Origin of the sequence: Nocardia wallacei (assembly GCF_029869545.1) — a bacterium.
Classification (GTDB): domain Bacteria; phylum Actinomycetota; class Actinomycetes; order Mycobacteriales; family Mycobacteriaceae; genus Nocardia; species Nocardia wallacei_A.
Genome location: NZ_JARWQD010000162.1, coordinates 12,850 through 31,416 on the forward strand (window position 1 = coordinate 12,850; position 18,567 = coordinate 31,416).

General features: G+C 68.7%; 19 protein-coding genes and 3 tRNA genes. 8 read left to right on the forward strand and 14 right to left on the reverse strand.

Annotated elements, in window-relative coordinates:
- Nucleotides 1-37: 37 nt before the first annotated feature.
- On the reverse strand, nucleotides 38-1,900 hold the full coding sequence (locus tag QH290_RS13300; protein WP_280383037.1) for an ABC transporter ATP-binding protein: 1,863 nt from the start codon (nucleotides 1,898-1,900) through the stop codon (nucleotides 38-40).
- Nucleotides 1,901-2,058: 158 nt separating this feature from the next.
- On the opposite strand from QH290_RS13300, the gene QH290_RS13305 reads away from it, so the two are divergent.
- A complete protein-coding gene (locus tag QH290_RS13305) occupies nucleotides 2,059-2,340 on the forward strand; it encodes a putative quinol monooxygenase (protein ID WP_280266348.1) in 282 nt (93 codons plus the stop codon).
- Between the two features lie 71 nt (nucleotides 2,341-2,411).
- Here the strand turns inward: QH290_RS13305 and QH290_RS13310 are convergent, their stop codons facing one another.
- Nucleotides 2,412-3,173: a maleylpyruvate isomerase family mycothiol-dependent enzyme gene (locus tag QH290_RS13310; RefSeq protein ID WP_280266349.1), complete on the reverse strand. Its 762-nt coding sequence runs from the start codon at nucleotides 3,171-3,173 to the stop codon at nucleotides 2,412-2,414.
- Nucleotides 3,174-3,286: 113 nt separating this feature from the next.
- Here QH290_RS13310 and QH290_RS13315 point away from each other — a divergent pair, with 113 nt between their 5' ends.
- Nucleotides 3,287-4,885, forward strand: a complete 1,599-nt coding sequence (locus QH290_RS13315; RefSeq protein WP_280383039.1) for an esterase-like activity of phytase family protein — start codon at nucleotides 3,287-3,289, stop codon at nucleotides 4,883-4,885.
- Nucleotides 4,886-5,002: 117 nt separating this feature from the next.
- On the opposite strand, the gene QH290_RS13320 is transcribed toward QH290_RS13315, so the two are convergent.
- The 3 genes from QH290_RS13320 to QH290_RS13330 all read right to left on the reverse strand — a co-directional run bounded on the left by QH290_RS13320 (nucleotide 5,003) and on the right by QH290_RS13330 (nucleotide 7,362).
- A complete protein-coding gene (locus tag QH290_RS13320) occupies nucleotides 5,003-5,731 on the reverse strand; it encodes a DUF998 domain-containing protein (protein WP_280266351.1) in 729 nt (242 codons plus the stop codon).
- A gap of 72 nt (nucleotides 5,732-5,803) precedes the next feature.
- The gene (locus tag QH290_RS13325) at nucleotides 5,804-6,223 is read right to left on the reverse strand and encodes a very short patch repair endonuclease (RefSeq protein WP_280383041.1); all 420 of its coding nucleotides are present in this window, start codon (nucleotides 6,221-6,223) and stop codon (nucleotides 5,804-5,806) included.
- The gene (locus QH290_RS13330; RefSeq protein ID WP_280383086.1) at nucleotides 6,220-7,362 is read right to left on the reverse strand and encodes a DNA cytosine methyltransferase; all 1,143 of its coding nucleotides are present in this window, start codon (nucleotides 7,360-7,362) and stop codon (nucleotides 6,220-6,222) included. Before QH290_RS13330 ends, QH290_RS13325 begins: the two co-directional genes overlap by 4 nt.
- 173 nt (nucleotides 7,363-7,535) lie before the next feature.
- Here QH290_RS13330 and QH290_RS13335 point away from each other — a divergent pair, with 173 nt between their 5' ends.
- The 3 genes from QH290_RS13335 (at nucleotide 7,536) to QH290_RS13345 (ending at nucleotide 9,254) form a co-directional block, all read left to right on the forward strand.
- Nucleotides 7,536-7,892: a hypothetical protein gene (locus QH290_RS13335; RefSeq protein ID WP_280383044.1), complete on the forward strand. Its 357-nt coding sequence runs from the start codon at nucleotides 7,536-7,538 to the stop codon at nucleotides 7,890-7,892.
- 161 nt (nucleotides 7,893-8,053) lie between these two features.
- Nucleotides 8,054-8,395: a hypothetical protein gene (locus QH290_RS13340; protein ID WP_280383046.1), complete on the forward strand. Its 342-nt coding sequence runs from the start codon at nucleotides 8,054-8,056 to the stop codon at nucleotides 8,393-8,395.
- Between the two features lie 67 nt (nucleotides 8,396-8,462).
- Complete coding sequence (locus QH290_RS13345; protein ID WP_280266355.1) at nucleotides 8,463-9,254, forward strand: MerR family transcriptional regulator; 792 nt, start codon at nucleotides 8,463-8,465, stop codon at nucleotides 9,252-9,254.
- Nucleotides 9,255-9,282: 28 nt separating this feature from the next.
- Here the strand turns inward: QH290_RS13345 and QH290_RS13350 are convergent, their stop codons facing one another.
- Nucleotides 9,283-10,203, reverse strand: coding sequence for a helix-turn-helix transcriptional regulator (locus QH290_RS13350; protein WP_280383048.1), 921 nt, complete (start codon nucleotides 10,201-10,203; stop codon nucleotides 9,283-9,285).
- A gap of 178 nt (nucleotides 10,204-10,381) precedes the next feature.
- On the opposite strand from QH290_RS13350, the gene QH290_RS13355 reads away from it, so the two are divergent.
- Nucleotides 10,382-11,149, forward strand: a complete 768-nt coding sequence (locus tag QH290_RS13355) for an SDR family oxidoreductase (RefSeq protein WP_280383050.1) — start codon at nucleotides 10,382-10,384, stop codon at nucleotides 11,147-11,149.
- A 24-nt stretch (nucleotides 11,150-11,173) separates the two neighbouring features.
- On the opposite strand, the gene QH290_RS13360 is transcribed toward QH290_RS13355, so the two are convergent.
- From QH290_RS13360 to QH290_RS13385, 6 genes are all read right to left on the reverse strand, one after another.
- Nucleotides 11,174-11,308, reverse strand: a complete 135-nt coding sequence (locus QH290_RS13360; RefSeq protein ID WP_280383052.1) for a hypothetical protein — start codon at nucleotides 11,306-11,308, stop codon at nucleotides 11,174-11,176.
- Nucleotides 11,305-11,685, reverse strand: a complete 381-nt coding sequence (locus QH290_RS13365; RefSeq protein WP_280383054.1) for a hypothetical protein — start codon at nucleotides 11,683-11,685, stop codon at nucleotides 11,305-11,307. The genes QH290_RS13360 and QH290_RS13365 overlap by 4 nt, the downstream gene beginning before the upstream one ends.
- Nucleotides 11,686-11,825: 140 nt before the next feature.
- Nucleotides 11,826-13,163 carry a hypothetical protein gene (locus QH290_RS13370; protein ID WP_280383055.1) on the reverse strand — a complete coding sequence of 446 codons (1,338 nt, stop codon included), beginning with the start codon at nucleotides 13,161-13,163 and terminating at the stop codon, nucleotides 11,826-11,828.
- Nucleotides 13,164-13,540: 377 nt separating this feature from the next.
- A tRNA-Arg gene (locus tag QH290_RS13375) sits at nucleotides 13,541-13,613 on the reverse strand.
- A gap of 37 nt (nucleotides 13,614-13,650) precedes the next feature.
- Nucleotides 13,651-13,740 (reverse strand) — tRNA-Ser (locus QH290_RS13380).
- 115 nt (nucleotides 13,741-13,855) lie between these two features.
- Entirely contained in the window at nucleotides 13,856-14,581 is a 726-nt protein-coding gene (locus QH290_RS13385; RefSeq protein ID WP_280383057.1) for a dienelactone hydrolase family protein, read from the reverse strand.
- Nucleotides 14,582-14,705: 124 nt separating this feature from the next.
- On the opposite strand from QH290_RS13385, the gene hisC reads away from it, so the two are divergent.
- The gene (gene hisC / locus QH290_RS13390) at nucleotides 14,706-15,785 is read left to right on the forward strand and encodes a histidinol-phosphate transaminase (protein ID WP_280383059.1); all 1,080 of its coding nucleotides are present in this window, start codon (nucleotides 14,706-14,708) and stop codon (nucleotides 15,783-15,785) included.
- Nucleotides 15,786-15,837: 52 nt separating this feature from the next.
- Here the strand turns inward: hisC and QH290_RS13395 are convergent, their stop codons facing one another.
- Entirely contained in the window at nucleotides 15,838-16,905 is a 1,068-nt protein-coding gene (locus QH290_RS13395; protein ID WP_280383061.1) for an alpha/beta hydrolase, read from the reverse strand.
- A gap of 175 nt (nucleotides 16,906-17,080) precedes the next feature.
- Here QH290_RS13395 and QH290_RS13400 point away from each other — a divergent pair.
- Nucleotides 17,081-17,165 (forward strand) — tRNA-Ser (locus tag QH290_RS13400).
- Between the two features lie 94 nt (nucleotides 17,166-17,259).
- Here QH290_RS13400 and QH290_RS13405 read toward each other — a convergent pair.
- Nucleotides 17,260-18,549, reverse strand: a complete 1,290-nt coding sequence (locus QH290_RS13405; protein ID WP_280383088.1) for a tyrosine-type recombinase/integrase — start codon at nucleotides 18,547-18,549, stop codon at nucleotides 17,260-17,262.
- Nucleotides 18,550-18,567 lie beyond the last annotated feature (18 nt).

Here is an 18,567-nt window from a genome sequence, read left to right on the forward strand (position 1 = left end):
TCGTCACCTCCCCTCGCAGGCGGTAGTCGGTTTCGGCTCAGCGGCGGGCCGCGAGATCCACGGCCCCGTCGGGCGCGTCCGCATCGGCCTCACCCCCCATCAGTTCGCGGTAGCGCGGGCTGGTTTCCAGCAGCCGCTCGTGCGGGCCGTCGGCGATGATGCGGCCGCCGTCGAGCACCGCGACGCGGTCGGCCCAGGCGGCCGTGGACGGGCGGTGGGCGACCAGCAGCACGGTGGCACCGGCGAGGGCGGCATGCAGCCGGGCCTGCACCAGCTCCTCCGTGGTGACATCCAGCGCCGAGAGCGGGTCGTCCAGCACGACGATGTGGCCACCCGGATGTGCCTGCCGGTCGAGCACCGCACGGGCCAGGGCCAGCCGCTGCCGCTGCCCGCCGGACAGGCTCAGCCCCTGCTCGCCGATGCGGGTGCGCAGACCCCACGGCAGGTTGTCGACGAATTCGGTGGCGCTGGCGACTTCCAGTGCGGCACGGACCTGTTCGGTGGTGGCGTCGGGGTAACCGAGCGTGATGTTCTCCCGCACGCTCGCCGAGAACAGCACCGGATCCTCGAACGCGACCGACACGATCGAGCGCAGCTCCGACAGCCGCAGCGAGCGGATGTCGACGCCGTCGATCGTCACCGCGCCCTCGGAGGCGTCGAACAGCCGCGGCACCAGCCCCAGCAGCGCCGACTTGCCGCTGCCGGTGGCGCCCACCACCGCGACCGTCTCCCCCGGCCGCAGCCGCAGCGAGATATCGTGCAGCAGATCGCGTTCGGCGTCGGGGAACCGGAAACGCACGCCCTCGAAGCGCAATTCGCCGCGCAGCGGGCGCGGCGCCGGGACCGGATGTGCGGGGTCGGTGATCTCCACCGGGGTGTCGATGATCTCCCAGTACCGCTCCGCGGCCGTGCGGGCCTGATTCAGCTCGGCGAGCAGAAATCCGAAACCCATGATCGGCCATTGCAGATAGGTGGCCAGGCTGATGCCCGCGACCAGCGTGCCCATCGTCATCGCGGACACCGTGAGCAGATAACCGCCGATGGCGAGCGCAGCCGCGATGCCCAACGCCGACACCGTATTCAGCGCCGTCCACAGCCGCGCGGCCAGCCGCACCTTGTGGATTTCCAGATGCTGCAGTTCGCGGGCCTGGCGCCGGAACCGCTGACCGAACCACGGGCCGCGGCCGAACGCCTTGAGCACCCGGATGCCTTGCGCCGACTCCTCCACGGTGGTGGCCAGATCGCCGGATTGGTCCTGGGCTCGGCGCGACGCCCGCCCGTATTCCTGCTCGAACCGCAGGGCCAGCAGCACCATCGGCACCGCGATCAACAGCTCGACCAGGCCGATCTGCCAGGCGAACGCGAACAGGATCACCACGCCCGCGATCACCATGATCAACAGTGCGACCAGGGTCGGCGCCACGAAGGCGAAAAACCGGCGCAGCGTGGACATATCGGTGATGGCGCGCGAGGTCAGCTGCCCGGACTCCATGCCGTCGTGCACGCCGACCGACAGGACCTGCAGCCGCCGGAACAGCGCACCGCGGAAGCCGACCTCCAGCTGCGCGGCCGGGCGCGCGATGATCCAGCGGCGCAGCCAGGATGTCGCCGTGCTCACCAGCGACAGGATGATCACCAGCAGCAGCGGCCACCAGATCGCACCGAAATCGTGCCGGGCGATGGGTCCGTCGACGATGCGCGCGGTGAGCACCGGGAGCAGGATGTCGCACAGCATCCCCAGCCCGGACAATACGGCGGCGAAGTACAGCACGCGGCGGAACGGCCGGATATCGGGCCACAGCCGGCGCAGCGGACCCCGCCCCGAATTACGCACCGGCACAGTGGGTCTGGGACTGTCGGCCTCCGTATCGGACGAGGCTCCCGCCAGGGCGACGGACACAGCTTCTCCCCCTTCGTCGTTCGCAACGATTGACCCCGCCCCCGACGCGGCGGGGCATCACACAGCTTCGCATCGGGGTACGACATCCCAGATTGCCAGCAGGTCCGGGGGCCCGCCACCGATTTTTCGGCCCGCCCACCGCGGACTACAGTGCCCGTGTGCTGATTGTCGCCGGATACCTGCGTGTCACCGACCGCGATCGCTACCTCGCGCGCTGCCGCCCGGTCGTCGAGGCCGCACGGGCGGCCGAGGGCTGTCTGGACTACAGCCTCGGCGCCGACCTCCTCGAACTCGATCGCGTCAACGTGTACGAGCGGTGGACCACGCGCGCGGCGGTGGAGGCGTTCCGCGGCAACGGCCCGGGCGACGAGCTGTCCGCGCAGATCACCGCCGCCGATGTTCGCGAATTCTCCTGCGAGAGCGAACAGAAGCTGTCCTAGACCGCGAACAACCCTGCGGGACTTCGGCGGAGCTGACCGCCGCTCGGAACCCGCGGCATCGGGTGGAAACGCTAGAGCCAGTCGGGCAGGGTGGGCAGCTCGCCCGTGAGGCCCGTGCCGTCGGAACGGCCGATGAGCCAGGCCACGAGCAGGGCGGCCGGGCCGCTGACCGTCGTCGTCGGCGCTGGCCCGATGGTCGCCGTGTACCCGGTGTCGGTGGTCCTCACGGTGAAGGTGGGCGACTCGGAGGTGACAGCCTCGGTGCCCGCCGGGACGTTCGCCGTGGCGGCGCGGTCCAGTCCGGCGACCACCTCGGACAGCAACCGGGCGACGAATTCGCCCGGCCAATCGGTGGGCTGGTAGCCGATCGTCAGATCGACGTGGTGGATTTCGATCTCACGCAGCCGCAGCCACGGGATCTGCGCGGCCGGGAGCTCCTTACCGGTCCGGGTGCGCACCGGGGTGAGCCAGCGGTCGGCGGGCATGGCGCGGGCCAGGGCCAGCCAGCGGTCGGAGGCCGCGCGCAGGTCGTCGAGCTGCTCGGCGATCGGGCGGGGCGCGCCCATCTCGATATCGGTATCGCGCAGGAATTGGCTTGCGTACTGCGGGGTTTCGATGCCGGTGCGCGCCCACAGCAGCAGATTCACCAGCCCGTCGGCATTGCGCGACAGGTGCGCCAGGACGTGCCCGCGGGTCCAGCCCTCGCACAGCGACGGACCGGGCACATCGGCGTCGGTCAGCTTGTCGACGGCGTCGAGCAGGCGCTGCGTGGCCGCGTCGACGGTGTCGAGCAGGGCCAGATGCTCGCTGAGTTCCGGTGCATCGCTGGTCACGAATGCGACACTACTCATCGCGGCGGCGGCGCGCCGCCCGATATCGATCGCCGGGAGGTAACTGTTCAGATGCCGGTCAACCAGCCGTTCCCTGGCCACGGTAGGTAACGCGAGTGAGAATCAAGCGCAGTATCCGATCCGCAACCCTGGCCGCCGTGCTGTGCGCAGCAGCCGCCTGCTCGTCCGGGAGCGATCCGGAGGCCCTGACCACCGGCACGGATCGGCCGCTGGAGATCTCACCGGAGGACCTGCTCGCTCGCACCGGCGGCCGCACCGCGGTGGCGATCGCCGATCCGCAGCACGGCCGGATCGAGCACCGCGCCGACGGCACCCTGGTCTACCTCCCGGACCCCGGTTACACCGGCGCGGACACCCTCACGATCACCACGACCGACGCGGTGCGCCGCTACACCACCGACATCCCGCCGCTCGGCCGCTTCGGCGAAACGACCGTGCAGGGCAGCGGATTCGGCTCCGCGTTCACCCCGGTGCCCGGATCCCCCGGCGAGTTCTACGGGCTCACCGACCGCGGCCCGAACGTCGACGGCCCGAACAAGAATGAAAAGCTCACTCCGACACCGGATTTCGTTCCGAAGATCGGACGGTTCCGGTTGTCCGGCACGCGCGCCGAGCTGAAATCGACGATCGAGCTGAAAAACCGTGCGGGAGTGCCGTTCAACGGGCTGATCGACGCGGCCGCCTCGACCGGCGAGACGATCCGCGACCTCGCCGGTAATCTGCTCGCCCCCACCGATCACGGGCTCGACACCGAGGGCCTGGTGGCGCTGCCCGACGGAACCTTCTGGGTCTCCGACGAATACGGGCCCTTCCTGGTGCATTTCGATGCCTCCGGAACCGAATTGGAGCGGCTGGCCCCGGGTAGCGGTCTGCCGGAGGAACTCTCGCTGCGCACCCCCAACCAGGGCATGGAGGGACTGACCGTGACCCCGGACGGCAATACTCTTGTCGGTATCGTCCAAAGTGGTTTGCAGACACCGGGAGTCGGCTCCGCGCGCGAGGTGCCGATGACCCGCATCGTCACCGTCGATCTGAAGACCAAGGCGGTCGGGGAGTTCGTGTACCCGCTGGAGGATCCCAAGCGCAAACTGGCCGTCTCCGAGATCACCGCATTGAGCGACACCACCTTCGTGGTCGACGAGCGAGACGGCGAGCTCGCCCCGAAGGCGAGCAAGAAGCTGTGGACCATCGACATCTCGGGCGCCACCGATGTGGGACCGCGGGCGGCCGTGCCCGGCGCACACTACGACCCGAAACTCGGCCTGCTCGTCGGCGGCATTCCCCTCGAGACCCATGTCGGCACCGTGCCCACCGCCGAGGGCGTGGCCGCGCTGCGGCGGGCCGCGATCACCCCGGTGACCAAGCGGTCGAACCTCGATCTGGGCGGGCTCGTCGACGGCCTGGCCCCCGACGGCGGCTTCTTCGGTCACGACAAGATCGAGGGCGTCGCGACCATGGGGGGCGGGCCCGAAGGGCAGGGGGGTGGGAACGAAACCTTCGGCGGCAGGACGCTCTACATCGCCAACGACTCCGATTTCGGCCTGGCCGGTAGCACCGGCGAGCGGCCGCCGTTCGGACTGCGGGCGAAGACCCTGCCGGACGGCACCCAGGACACCGGCGAAATCCTCGAGGTCGACACCGGCAAACTGCCCGCACGCACCGAGACCACCTCGATCGCGGTGACCGTGGGCTGATTCTCAGGATTTACCCATGTGCCGCACGGATCCCTGACAGCCGGCGATGTCACGGTGGAGTCATGAACATCGTGATCGAAGCCGTCATCCTGGCCGCCACCGTGGCCATCCTGGGCGTCATGGCCCTGTCGGGGGCGGTGGCATCGTCGGCCCCGCGCTCGCTGGTCGCCGTGCGCGCCCGCCGCCGCTGATCCGGTCGGCCACCCGGATCTGCGCGGCCAGCGCGAGCAGCCACACCGATATCGCGCCCACCTGGATGCGCTGGGCGATGCCGAGCGCGTAGTCGCCGGGCAGGTTGTCGGCGATCAGCATCCATGCGGTCGCCACCGCCGCGATCCCCAGGATCCACAGGCCGGAATGCCGCAGGATCGGCCAGCGCCGGTAACGGAACGCGGCCGCACTGAACGCGATCATGGCCACGAAGATCGACGTCACGGCGAGCGTACTGGTCAGCGCGTGCACCTGATGCAGCTGCGGGAACAGGCCCTTGTCGCAGTTGTCCGCGCAGGGCTGCAGCGGCCAGCGTGCGTCCGCGATGGTCGCCGCGCCGAAGCAGCCCAGGGCGACCCACCCGACCGTCGACAACCGCCGCCGCGAGAACGCGAGGAGCCCGCCCGCCGCGGCCGCCAGCGCCAGCATCCCCGTGAGCGTGTCCCCGGTGGAGAAGACCCACCGGTAGGGCCTGCCCTCCTCGTCCAGCTGACTGAGAAACGAGGTGACCGGGTCCAGGCCGACCGGCAGCACGAATTCGAGCACCCACGACGAGTAGCAGACACCGGCCAGCGCGATCGCCGGTGCGATGCACCAGCGCAGGACGCGCTTCCACCGGCGCTCGTCAGGCGTCATTGCCCTCGCTTCATCGGACTGGTCGGCTGGTTGTTCGGGTTCCCATCCATCATGACCCATCGGCCGCGCGACCTATCGGCCCGACAGCGCCGCCTGCACCCGATCGGCGGCGTGCAGGGCGTCCTCGTGCTCCCACACCCGCACCACGAGCCACCCGGCCGCGGTCAGGCGGTCGTCGGTATCCCGATCCCGCCGGACGTTCCCGGCCAGCTTCTCGGCCCACCACTGCCCGTTGTTCTTCGGATAGGTGGCGTGCTCCGGGCAGCAGTGCCAGAAACAACCGTCCACGTACACGGCCACCTTGCGGCGCGGGAACACCAGGTCGGCGCGCCGCCGCAAGCCCGCGAGCGGAGCCCGATCGACGAAGAACCGGCAGCCGCGGCGATGCAACTCCTTGCGCAGCGCGGTCTCGGGCGCGGTACCGACCCGCCGCTGCCGCGACATCCGTACGCTGGTCCGCGCGTCGGTGCGGGGTCGCCCATATCCGTTCACGCCGCCTCCTGCGGAAACCCTCCCATGCGGAGCAGATGGTTTTCCATATCGGTGAGGAAGCCGGGCGGGAAGCGCAGGTTGCCGCGGGCGGCACGGCGCAGGAAGCCCGCGGTGGCGCGGGCCGACAGCAGGCGCGGGTCCTCCAGAAACCAGCGCAGATCCTCGTACGGCTGATGCACGGGCCAGGTGGAGACGGCCACGCGATGGGCCGTCCCGTCTCGGCCCCACGCGGCCGCGGGCCAGCGGTGCGCGGGCAGCGGCAGTTCGTCGGGGACCGTGTCGACCGCGGGATCGGCCAGGCGCGCCCCGGCCCACAGCGCCATGCGCACGCTCACCGCATTGCCGACCAACTTCCATCGATGCCCCTGCCGGACCCCGGCGGCCGCCAGCGCCGGTTCGGTCCAGCCACTCGAAAAGCCTTGCAGGCGTTCGGCATCGGTGATCCCCGGGGTGATGATCTCGCCGGACGGCAGCCGGATCGCAGGTGGGCTGGCGATGCCCAGCCCGGAACCGCCCTTGAGGGTCGGCACGGCATTGACCGCCCAGCCCAGCCCGCGCACGCCCTCGGTCCAGTAGAAGCCGCACGGGTCGGTGTCGGGATCACCGATCACGCGCGGCCCGGCGTCGGTGCCGAACAGCACCGGACGCGGGTCCTCGGTGCGCGACGCCAGCATCAGCACCCGCTGCCGCCGCTGCGGCAGGCCGAACGCGCGCGCGTCCACCACCCGGTAGGCCCAGGTGTAGCCGAGCTCCTCCAGCGCGCGGGTGATGTGCAGCATCGCGCGCCCGCGGTCGAGCTGCAGCATGAACGGCACGTTCTCGATCAGCAGCCAGCGCGGTCCCCGCTTGCGTCGCACCAGCCGGAACACCTCGTCCACCAACCCCGAACGCGCGCCACCGATTCCAGCGGTGCGCCCGGCCTGCGACAGGTCCTGGCAGGGAAATCCGGCGGCCACCAGATCCGTCCCCGCGGGCAGCGCCCGCAGCCGGGTGACGTCGGTGTGCAGTTCGACCTCGGGAAACCGCGCCGCCAGCACCGCCCGCGCCCCCGGATCGATCTCGCACAACAGCTCGGTCCCCCATCCGTGCGCGCTCAGGCCCAGCTCCAACCCGCCGATCCCGGCGAACAGCCCGACCATCCGCGCGCCCGTCACTCCCAGTCCCTTCCCGTCCGGTCCCCCGGCTCCGCCACCGCCGTGCCGGGCCTGCGGGAGAACGTTACTCGAGTGCTCGAGGGCGGTATGTGATCAACACCCGGTCGACGGGGATGCGCAGGAACCTGGCCCAGGCAGTGCCGCCGTAGACTGGTGGCGTGGGCCGACTACTGTTCCTTGTCCTCCTCGTTGCCGCGCTGGCGCTGGTCGCGTGGTGGATTTCGCGCGAGTGGTCCGGGAACGCCGAACGCGTGGCCGCCGCCAAGGCCGAGGTGCGGTGCCACATGGACCGCATGGGCAACGAGCTGGTCCTGCTCGACCCCGACAACGATGCCGCCCTCGACGCGCTCGGCGAGGCCTCCGACCGCATGAACGTCGCCCGCACCCAGCTGGCCTCCGCCACCACCCTCGGTCAGGTCCGCATCGCCCGCGAAACCGCCCGCAGCGGCCTGTATTTCATTCGCAAGGCCCGCGAAGCCATGGGCCTGGATCCCGGGCCGCCGATCCCGCGCTGAACCACGCCGGTTCGGCCTGGACTGTGCACCGCCGTAATCGCCCCGCGCCAGCGATTGCGGCCGATACTGTGACGAGTTCGCTTGTCCCGCAGTATCATCGGCGCAACAGCACCGCGTGTGTGGCGGTCTCGGTCGCAGTGGGTTCGAAGGGTATGGCAAGAATGCATCGAAACACCCTGGTAAAGGCCGCACGCCTGGTCACGGCCCTGACCCTGCCGCTGGTCACGACCACCATGGTCGCCGCAGCCGCGTCCGCCGACCCGGTCCGACCCGTCGGCGTCCCCCTGCAGAGCGAGGACGTCACCACCAACCCGAACGCCCTGATCCCCGACCCGGTACTGAACGGCGCCTCCGCAGGCGCATCGGTCGGCTCGGCGATCGGCTCCGCCGTCGGCCTTGCCACCGGTTCGGTAACCGGTTCCGGCGGCTCGCTCCTCGGCGCCCTGATCGGCGCCGTAGTAGGCGCCACAAACCCGGGAGTGGTCCCCCAGGTCCTCCCCTGACCCCCGCACATCCCGCTCCACGCCGAGGCTTGCACCTCACGTGACGTGAGGTCCTAGGGTCGGGTTTGTGACTACCGCGAGCTACCTCAAGGTCGGTGACCTGGCCACGGCGACCGGGATGACGGTGCGGACGCTGCACTACTACGACGAGATCGGGCTGCTGTCGCCGTCCGGTCGCAGCGGGGCGGGCCACCGGCTGTATTCGGCGGCGGACGTGGAGCGGTTGTATCGCATCGGCCTGCTGCGCCGGCTCGGGCTGCGGCTGGACGAGGTGTCGGCGGCGCTCGACGATCCGGACCAGGATCTGGTTGCCATGATGAACCGCCACATCGGTCAACTCGACCGCAAGCTCGCCGTCGGTCACCGCCTGCGTCAGCGCCTGACCACCATGGTCGGCGCCCTCGCCGAACAACGCAGCCTCGACACCCGGGAGCTGCTCGGAACACTGGAGGATATGGCCATGCTGGACACCATGATTCAGCGTCGGATACCCACGCTCGTCTACACCGATATCGAGGCGGCCCACACATTCCTGACCGAGGTCTTCGGCCTGGAACCGGGCCAGATCGCACACGCCGCCGACGGCACCGCGGTCCACGCCGAGGTCACCGCGGGCGACGGGGTGCTCTGGCTGCACCAGACCGCACCGCAGTTCGGACTGCGCTCCCCGCAGCAGGTCGGCGCCTGCACCGAGGGCATGTCGATCGTCGTCGACGACGTCGACGCGCACTATCGCCACGCGAAATCCGCGGGCGCGGACATCATCTACGAGCCCACCGACCAGGTCTACGGCTACCGCGACTACAGCGTCCACGACAATGAACGGCACCTGTGGACATTCATGTCACCGCTGCAGTGAGACCCTGCGCCACACGGGTGTCCGGCGGTCAGCGGCCCTGGGCGCCCGACCGCCCGGCTCGCGGCAGGTGCTCCGGATCGGGACCGTCGTCCGCCGACGGACCCGGCGCTCCGGTCCAGGTAGCGAGCAGGCGCAGCGCGGTCTCCGATGCCGAGCCCGCCTCGGCGGTGTAGATGCACAGCGTCTGGTCGGGATCGCCCGGCAGAGAGACGCTTTCGTAGTCGATGGTGAGATCGCCGACGAGCGGATGATGGTACCGCTTGGTGCCGTGGCTGCGCTCGCGGACGTTGTGGTCCGCCCACCAGCGCCGGAATTCCGGGCTCTTGACCGCCAGTTCGCCGACGAGCTCGGTGAGTAGCGGGTCGTCCGGGTGACGGCCCGCGTCCAGGCGCAGCACCGCGACATTGTCGCGGGCGACCTCCTCCCAGTCGACGTAGAGTTCGCGGGCGGATTCGTCGAGGAAGGTGTAGCGCAACATATTTCGGTCCCGCGGCGGAAGCGCCTCGAAGTCGGTCATCAGCGCCCGGGCGAGGCGGTTGGTCGCGAGAATGTCCATGCGGCGGCCGAAGACGAACGCCGGGGTCACGTCGTCGAGCGTCTCGAGGATGCGGCGGACCCCGGGGCGGACGCGCTGCACGCGCGCCGGATTGCGGCGCCGGGCCCGCCGCGGATTCGCCCGCGCGATCTGGAACAGATAGGACCGCTCGACCTCGTCCAGCCGCAGGGCGCGGGCGACTGCGTCGAGGACCTCGTCGGAGACGTTCAGATTGCGACCCTGTTCGAGACGGCTGTAGTAGTCCACACTCACCCCGGCGAGCTGGGCCACCTCCTCGCGGCGCAGTCCCGGCACCCGGCGCACGCCGCCCGTGCCGCCGATCTGCATGTCCTCGACGTTCAGGCGCGCGCGGCGGGTGCGCAGAAACTCCTTCAGCTCGGCGTTGTGCTCCATGGATCCAGTCTGACCGGACCGGGGGCACCCCGCCGCCACCAAGGTCGGTCTGCTGGACCCAGGTTCGCCGGACCTAGGTCGAGCAGGGCGCGATTTGGCCGTCCGCAGGCCCGCTCTCGGCTGTTGTCTCGAATACGCGGCACCAATCGCCGCGGACGACACAGAGGAGAGATCACCGATGACTACTCAGCACACCCTCGCCGGACGCGTCGCCGTCGTGACGGGCGCCTCCAGCGGTATCGGCGAGGCCACCGCCAAGCGGCTGGCCGCGTCCGGCGCGGCGGTCGCCGTGCTCGCGCGCCGGGCCGAACGGCTCGAGCTGCTGGTCAAGGACATCGAGCAGGCGGGCGGCACGGCGCTGGCGCTGGCCGTCGACGTGACCGACGCGCAGGCCGTGCGGACCGCGGCCGAGCGGGTGGCCGCCGAACTCGGCACCGCCGATCTGCTGTTCAACAATGCGGGTGTCATGCTGCCCGCGCCGGTCGAGGAGCTGCCGGTCGAGCAGTGGCAACGGCAGATCGACCTGAACGTGACCGGCCTGATGAACGCCATCGGCGCGTTCGTGCCGCAGTTGATCGCCGCGGCCGCCGACAAAGGCGTGGCCGACCTGATCAACACGTCCTCGATCGCCGCGCAGAACATCTTCCCGAATTTCGCGGTGTACTCGGGCACGAAAGCCTACGTCACGCACCTGTCGCGCACCCTGCGCGCGGAACTGGGAGCCAAGGACGTCCGCGTCTCCGCGATCGAGCCGGGCATCGTCGGCACGGAGCTGCAGAGCCATGTCACCGACGCCGGCGCCCAGGACTGGCTGGAGGGTTCCAAGCAGGCGATGACCTGGCTGGAACCGGAGGACATCGCCGCGACCGTCGACTTCCTGGCCGCGCAGCCCCAGCGCGTGAACCTGCAGCAGGTCACCATCATGCCGACCCGCCAGCCGTCGTAACGTGGATCCTGGGCGCGCCCACCCTCAGGCCCGGAACAGCGCCGTGACGTCGACCGTGCGGACCATCGCTGCGACACCGGCGTCGTTGAGGTGCATGCCGTCGCCGCTGTCGAATTCGGGGCGCAGTCCGGTACCACGGCGGCGACCAGCGGATCTCACCGGAAGGTTTCGTACACCCTGACGCCGGTGGCGATTCCGAAGTGACCGGTGGTGAACTCGAAGCACTCGGCCTTGGGGTGGGTCTGGGTGTGGTCCATTTCGGGATGATCCCCGGCGTAGGCGAACCGCTGGCTCGCCTGCATGTACGGCCCGACCGCCAGGTGCGGCGCGGAGCGCGTGACGTACACGCCGACGCAATCGACCTCCACGGTGAAGAAGCCGTCGCCGCCGCAGTGCGCGGAGGCCCCGGTGGTCCAGCGGTCGGTGACGCAATCCGTCGGCCCGGCCGCCGCGCTACCGGCCGTGACACCGATCGCGGCCACCGCACCCGCGACCATCATCGCCACGCCCGCCAGGCGCCGCACAATTGCAGTCATATCAACAACATCCTCTCGGTGATGCCGGAAGTATTTCCGAACAGTTTCATCGGCTTGCACGCGAACGGTGGTACATCCGATACAGACTCGCCCGGGCGCGAAAAGGTTGGGGCCGCGAGCGAAATCATCCCGCGGCTCGGTCAGCGAGTCGAACGGTACGAGAAGGAAGGCTTCGCACCCCCATCCTGGCGGGCGAACTCTTCTTCCCAGAGCCGATAGGTGCGTCGGCGAATCGAGCGGATGAACGCGTCCTCGTCGGAGGTCAGCCTTCGTGATTCCTCGTCCGCCCGGTCGTGCAGCGCACGAACCGTGTCGTACACCGCGAAGATCGGGCCGTCGCCGTGCAGGTAGTGCGCGCGCAGGGCCTCGGTGAGCTCGATGTACTCGATCTCGTCGATGGTGAAGATCTCGGTTTCCCTGGCGTGCAACACTTTTCGGATCTTCGAGTTGCCCTCCTCGATTCGCCCCGTTTGCAGGTTCAGCCGGTATCCGACGAGACCGCCGTCGGGAGTCGACTCGATTCGGTAAGTCGAGTCGTAATACTCGAAGTACCGGGGAAACTCACCGTCGGCCGTCGGCAACTGCGCGCGATACTCCGCCCAGTTCGGGAGGGTGAGCGCCGATTCGGCGTACTCGACGAACGTGAGCTTCATTTCGCCTCGCACGCCATGGCGTCCCAGTTCGGTGTGCGCATCGGAAACGGCACGCCGAAACGCACCGGGATCGGGATACCGCAGCGAATCGATCACGAATGCGTCCCGATGTCGGCCCTGCGATTCGAGGCGGCCCACACAGATGAGGTGCTCGGACGGAGGTACGACGCCGACCTGCCTTGCGGCAGTTGGGTTCTGCTGCCCCTCGAGCACCGGCCACGTCGCCGCCACGTCGTCCATCGTACGGAACTCGGCGGTGGGCCCGCCCACGCCGCAGGACACCCGCCGCCCGTTCAGGAAGGCGATCCGCTTGCCCTCCGTGCCGCCTTCCCACCCGCAGCAGACACCGCTCGCGGCGACGGTCAACTCGACGAACATGTCCTGGACGTTGCGCGAACGATGAAAGGTGGATCCGATCTCAGGGCGCAGCGCGGTGAACCGCATGACGGCGTAACCCGGTGCGTAACCCGTGAAACGCACGCTGAGGACGATGCTGTCGAGCGCGACCCGACCGGACTCGTCGACCGCGCCGGGCGGTGGGTACTCCCGGGTGCCCCACAACGCGTCGGATATCTCGGCATCGGGCTCGACCAGCAGTGACACGTCGAGAAACAGATCGTTCCCCGCCGAGCAATCGACGACGCCACGGCCGTCCCCATTCGAGAACGGCAACCACAGACCGACCTGCCGAGAAATGACCATTTCGGGCAGCACCACGACCGTTCCCCCTTCCGGCCCCGTCGGCGCAAGGTCGCTGAGGACCGCCAACGCGCTGTGGACATGGAAGGCAGGAAGGCAGACCTCACAACTGAATTCGGCCGACATCGAGTCTCCTTGACTTCGACCGGGCCGCTGCCCGGTGACAAAGGGGTTGGGGTCCATGGAAATTCACCCTCCCGAACATCCCCCTTCGATCGTCCGGTGAACATAGTCGTCGTTACCCCGGCGCGGCCGATTGCGTTCTTGGTAGCGGCGGATCTTCCGAAGATCGCGCACCACGGCCTCGCGCCGGACGTCCGCGGATTCCCAGGGCGAGGGTCGCCGACGCCGCAGCAGTCGATCGAGGATTTCGCGAACGTGGCAGAGGATCGTGGCCATACCCACTCCGACCGCGCAGACGGGCAAAGGGTTGGGTGGCAGTCGCAAACGATCTCGAGAAAGGAGAAGCCCCCGGCGCCGCGATGCAGGCCAGGGGCTTACTGCGCGCCCGGAGAGACTCGAACTCCCAACCTTCTGATCCGTAGTCAGATGCTCTATCCGTTGAGCTACGGGCGCATGTCTATCAAGTTTTAGGTGCCCGGCGGACCGGGCTTGGCGGAGGCGAGAGGATTTGAACCTCCGGTCCCCGTGAAGGGACAACTCATTAGCAGTGAGTCCCATTCGGCCGCTCTGGCACGCCTCCTGGAGCCTTCTCGTATGAGGGGCCCGGTCCTTTCGAACCGCCGAGAGGCAAGAGTACAGAGCAACCGCTCAGGAAGCAAAACGGCTGGTCAACACGGCGGCGACGGACGCGGTGATCAGCGGAGGTGGCTGTCGAACCAGTCGAAGATTCTGGTTTGGGCGGCGATCAGGGTCTCCGCGTCCTCGGAGTCGGAGGAGTCGAAGCCGGGGCGGTCGGGGCGGTGGTGCAGGCCGGGGTAGCTGACGAGGAGGGTGGCCACCGCCGCGGCCGCGGCGGCCTCGCGCAGGTGCTCGACCTGGGCCTGCGGGGTGCCGAAATCGTCGGCGCCGTACAGGCCCAGCCAGGGCGCCTGCAGCTGCGGGGCGGCCCGGATCAGCGCGTCCGCGCGGTCGGTCAGCGGTTCTGCGATCCCGGGCGCCGCCACACTGACCGCGGCCCCGATCGGCCGGCTGGTCGCCACCAGGAAGGCGGCCGTCCCGGCGGAGTCGAAGCCGAGTACCCCGATGCAGTCGCCGAACACCCCGCGTGCGGTGAGCCAGTCGTAACACGCGTCGAAATCGGCGAACAGGTCGTCTCCGAATACCTTGTCGGTGGCGCCGTTACGGTGGAACAGGTTGGGCGCCACCACGATCCAGCCCTCGCTGGACAGCGAACTCATCAACTCCAGCAACGCGTCGGCGAACTCGCGTGATTCGTGCAGTACCACGATGCCGCCGCGCGCGTAACCCTCCGGCTCGATCACGGTGATGGGTACTCGGGCCGATGCCACGGACCTTCGGTCGTCTTCCGCCGTCGAACCGCTGTCGCGCAATGGTGCATTGTCTCGATAAATGCCCGACATGAATCCAGGGTAGTTCGCCTTTATAAACTTCTGGAGAACTCGCACGTGAGGGCCGCGCTCCAGAAAATTTCCGGCCGGGCCGACTCCGCGTCCGAGCGGGTCCGGCAGGTTCTAGGGTGGGGGGGTGACCGCTCGTATTCGTCCGGACCTCGAGTCCATCCCCGCCTACACCCCCGGCCGCAGCCATCCCGGCGCGGTGAAGCTGGCCAGCAACGAAAGCACGCTGGGTCCGCTGCCGACCGTCGCCAAGGCCATCGCGGAGGCGGCGGAGCTCGCCAACCGGTATCCGGACAACATGGCCAGCGAACTTCGCGCGGCCATCGCGGAGTTCCACGGTGTGGACGTGGCCGAGGTCGCGGTCGGCTGCGGCAGTGTCGCGCTGTGCCAGGAGCTGGTGCAGATCACCTGCGCGGCGCCGACCGACGAGGTGCTGTTCGCGTGGCGGTCGTTCGAGGCGTATCCGATCGTCACGCAGGTGGGCAACGCGCGCGCCGTGCAGGTGCCGCTGACCGACGGATATGCCCACGACCTCGACGCCATGGCCGCGGCGATCGGGGAGCACACCAAGCTGATCTTCGCCTGCAACCCGAACAACCCCACCGGCACCGCGCACGGGCGGGCCGAGCTGATCCGGTTCCTCGACGCGGTGCCCGACCACATCCTGGTGGTGCTGGACGAGGCCTACTACGAGTACCTGCGGCTGCCCGCGGACGACCATCCGGACGGGGTGCAGATCCGCCGCGATCGCCCCAATGTCCTTGTGCTGCGCACCTTTTCGAAGGCCTACGGGCTGGCCGGGTTGCGGGTGGGCTACGCGGTGGGCGATCCGGAGGTGATCACCGCGCTGCTGAAGGTGCACATCCCGTTCAGCGTCAACCGGCTGGCGCAGGCGGCCGCGATCGCCTCGCTGGAGGCCCGGCACGAGTTGCTGGAACGCACGGACGGCGTTGTCGCGGAACGAGATCGGATGCGCGCCGCGCTGCAGAAGGCCGGGTACACCGTGCCGCCGAGCGAGGCCAACTTCGTGTGGCTGCCGCTGGGTGAGCGCAGCGCGGAATTCGGCGAGGCGAGTGCGGAGGCGGGAGTTCTGGTGCGTCCCTACGGAACCGACGGCGTCCGGGTGACGGCCGGTGATCCGCACGAGAACGACCTGTTCCTCGCGTTCGCCACGGAGCCCGCGACCATCGCGAGGTTCCTGGGCTGATCGGCGCGTGGCAGTCGTTCTCGATCGGCAAGTCGCACACCGCTGGCCCGCGTCAGCGCGTGCCGAGCGCCTTCGATATCGTGCGCCACGCCCGCGGCAGCTCGTCCCGCCAATACGGCCACGAATGCGTGCCGACCGGATGCAGGTTCACCTCGGCCGGGATCTGCATCCGCGACAGCCTGTCGGCCAGCGCCATCGTGCAGGCGTTGGCGGCGCCCTCCAGCGGTCCGCCGAATGTCACCGACGTCGCCGACTCCGGGGTGCCGGGGATGTCGTGCGGGCCCGGCATGCCGCTGCCCGACGACAGGTAGATCGCCTCGCCGCGCAGGCCCTCGGCGTTCACCATCACGTCGTGGGCCAGCCAGTCGGGGTCGTCCTGGTTGCCGAACATGTTGTCCGGATCGCCGCCGTAGGTGCGCACCACCGCGCGCGCCTGCGCCTGGCCGACGTCCGAACCCATGGCGTAGCACCCGCTGTGGGCGGCGACTGCGCGATAGAGCTTCGTATTGCGCATCACCAGCATCATCGCCGCCTCGGCGCCCATCGACACGCCCTCGACGGCATTGCGGCCGTTGCCCTGGAACTTCGTGTCGATCAGCGGCGGCAGCTCCTTGGTGAGAAAGGTTTCCCACTTGTTGGTACCCAGCACCGGATCCGTGCGCTGCCAGTCGGTGTAGTACCCGGCCGGGCCGCCGATGGTGAAGACCACGTTGACGTGCTTGTCGCCGAAGAACGACAGCGCGTCGCCGCGTTCTATCCAGTTGTTGTAGTCGTTGCTGGCGCTGCGGCCGTCGAGCATGTACAGCGTCGGGCGCGGCTCGCTCCGCTCGGCCGGGAGCAGGATCTGCACCTGCACGGTGCGGCCCATGGCCGGCGACTTCACGAACACCCGCAGCAGGCGGTCGCTGATCGGCTCCACGCGGTCGATCTCGGGCACCGTCGGCGGCGAAGGCTCGGCCCGGGGCTGAGGCCCGTCGGCGGACCCGGATTCGGCCGGCGGCTGATGTTTCGGCGGCGGTTCGGCCGCACCGGGAGCCGAGAAACTGGCCGCACCGAGGATCAGTGCGGCACAGGCAATGGCGGCGCCGGACAGCCGACGCCCAGCCCGGCGACGAACCATGGCGGATATCCTGCCAGAGGCGAGAGACGACGTCGAAGTTCGTCATAGACAAGTCGCGCCGAAAGTGACCCGCGCCACAGGGGTTCAGGGTATTCTGCCCGGCCGGGCCCGGTCAGATTGCGTGCTCACCGGGTACCGCCAGTAGTCTGGGATGGCCCCGGCCCCGCCGGAGCAAGGTGGGTTGCCCGAGCGGCCTAAGGGAACGGTCTTGAAAACCGTCGTGGTTCACGCCACCGTGGGTTCAAATCCCACACCCACCGCAGGTCAGGCGACGTTTCCGTGATCGTCGCCTTCGGTGTTCGGCGGTTCGGTCCGCAGTTCGTCCGCAGCAGTCCGCGCAGCGGAGGCCTCGAGCTAGTGCTCCCAGCTCTCAGCGGATCGCGCCAACTCAGCGGCCGACATATTCGCGTAGAACTCCGGCGCTTCACCGGCCTCGATGAGTTCGCGCAATTCATCCAGCACAGCCCGCGCACCCGCGTCCATTCCTTCGGCCACCGCATCCAGATCGTCGTCATACAGGTGGCCGTAGAGATCAAGCGTCATGGTCGCCGTCTTGTGCCCGAGCATCTTCTGCACAACTTTGATATTCGCGTTCGCCTTGATCGCCAGCGATGCGGCAGTATGGCGCAGCCAATGCGGGACGAAGCCCTTCAGCTCCACCGCCTCCGCCGCCTGATCGAACACCCAGCGGAACTCAGCGGATTCAAGGTAGTCGCCTTTATGGCTGGGGAACACCAGCGCATCCGGCCCGAGGCCATCGATCAGCCGTTCCAGTTCCTTCACCAGGACACCCGGAACCGGCACGGACCGATTCGTGTGGTTCTTCGTATCGCTGACAACTGTTCCCGTGCCCCGCACATAGGTTGCCGAACGAACGATCCGAATACGCCGCGCTTCTACGTCCATATCCCTCGCCCGCAAAGCAGTGGCCTCTCCGAACCGGATACCGGTGTAGGCCAGCACCAGCACCAGCGCACGGAATCGACCCGCCGCCATCCCCAACCGCAGCACTTGGACGTGCGTGAGATAGACCTTGTCGCTCTGGGTGATAGCCGGTAGCTCGACATCCTCGGCTGGATTCACGGGCAACCGCTTGGACTTGATCGCGAATTTCAGCACCTGGCTGAGCACCTGATAGGACTGCTTGACCCGAGACGCCGACAGGCCACGGCCTTCGAACCGGACACTGCCCGACTCCGACAGGTTCACGACCCATTCCTGAATGTCCTCGAATTCGATGTCCCGCAACGGAATCGAGCCCCAGCGAGGCAGTACCAGAGTGTCCAGCAGCGACCGGTATCCGCCGACCGTCTTGGGTTTGCGCAGCTTCTTCGTGGTGTACCACTTCTCTGCGACCACCGAGAACAGCACGCCGCTACGGTCCGGGTCGACCCATGTACCGGTCACGACCTTCGTAGTTACGTCGCCGTCGAGGTATTTCTGAGCCTCCGTCTTGGTGGCGAACGATTGCGCCCGCTCGATGCCGTTCGGATCGACATAGCGAGCACGCCACCGCTTCCGACAGCCGTAGTTCGCCGACTTGGCTCGTTGTCGAGACTTTTCACCCGTGACCGGATCGACCACGGTTACCGTCTTGTACCAGCGATCTTCAACACCGGAGCGCGGATTACGACGGCCAGCCATCACGCCGCCGCCTTTCCA

What these genes read in the sequence shown, in the direction of transcription:
- QH290_RS13320 (WP_280266351.1), bottom strand. Translation starts at nt 5,731, where the DNA reads ATGACGCCTGACGAGCGCCGGTGGAAGCGCGTCCTGCGCTGGTGCATC.
- QH290_RS13330 (WP_280383086.1), bottom strand. Translation starts at nt 7,362, where the DNA reads ATGGTCGGGCTGTTCGCCGGGATCGGCGGGTTGGAGCTGGGCCTGAGC.
- QH290_RS13340 (WP_280383046.1), top strand. Translation starts at nt 8,054, where the DNA reads ATGCATCGAAACACCCTGGTAAAGGCCGCACGCCTGGTCACGGCCCTG.
- QH290_RS13350 (WP_280383048.1), bottom strand. Translation starts at nt 10,203, where the DNA reads ATGGAGCACAACGCCGAGCTGAAGGAGTTTCTGCGCACCCGCCGCGCG.
- QH290_RS13355 (WP_280383050.1), top strand. Translation starts at nt 10,382, where the DNA reads ATGACTACTCAGCACACCCTCGCCGGACGCGTCGCCGTCGTGACGGGC.
- QH290_RS13365 (WP_280383054.1), bottom strand. Translation starts at nt 11,685, where the DNA reads ATGACTGCAATTGTGCGGCGCCTGGCGGGCGTGGCGATGATGGTCGCG.
- QH290_RS13370 (WP_280383055.1), bottom strand. Translation starts at nt 13,163, where the DNA reads ATGTCGGCCGAATTCAGTTGTGAGGTCTGCCTTCCTGCCTTCCATGTC.
- QH290_RS13385 (WP_280383057.1), bottom strand. Translation starts at nt 14,581, where the DNA reads ATGTCGGGCATTTATCGAGACAATGCACCATTGCGCGACAGCGGTTCG.
- QH290_RS13395 (WP_280383061.1), bottom strand. Translation starts at nt 16,905, where the DNA reads ATGGTTCGTCGCCGGGCTGGGCGTCGGCTGTCCGGCGCCGCCATTGCC.
- QH290_RS13405 (WP_280383088.1), bottom strand. Translation starts at nt 18,549, where the DNA reads ATGGCTGGCCGTCGTAATCCGCGCTCCGGTGTTGAAGATCGCTGGTAC.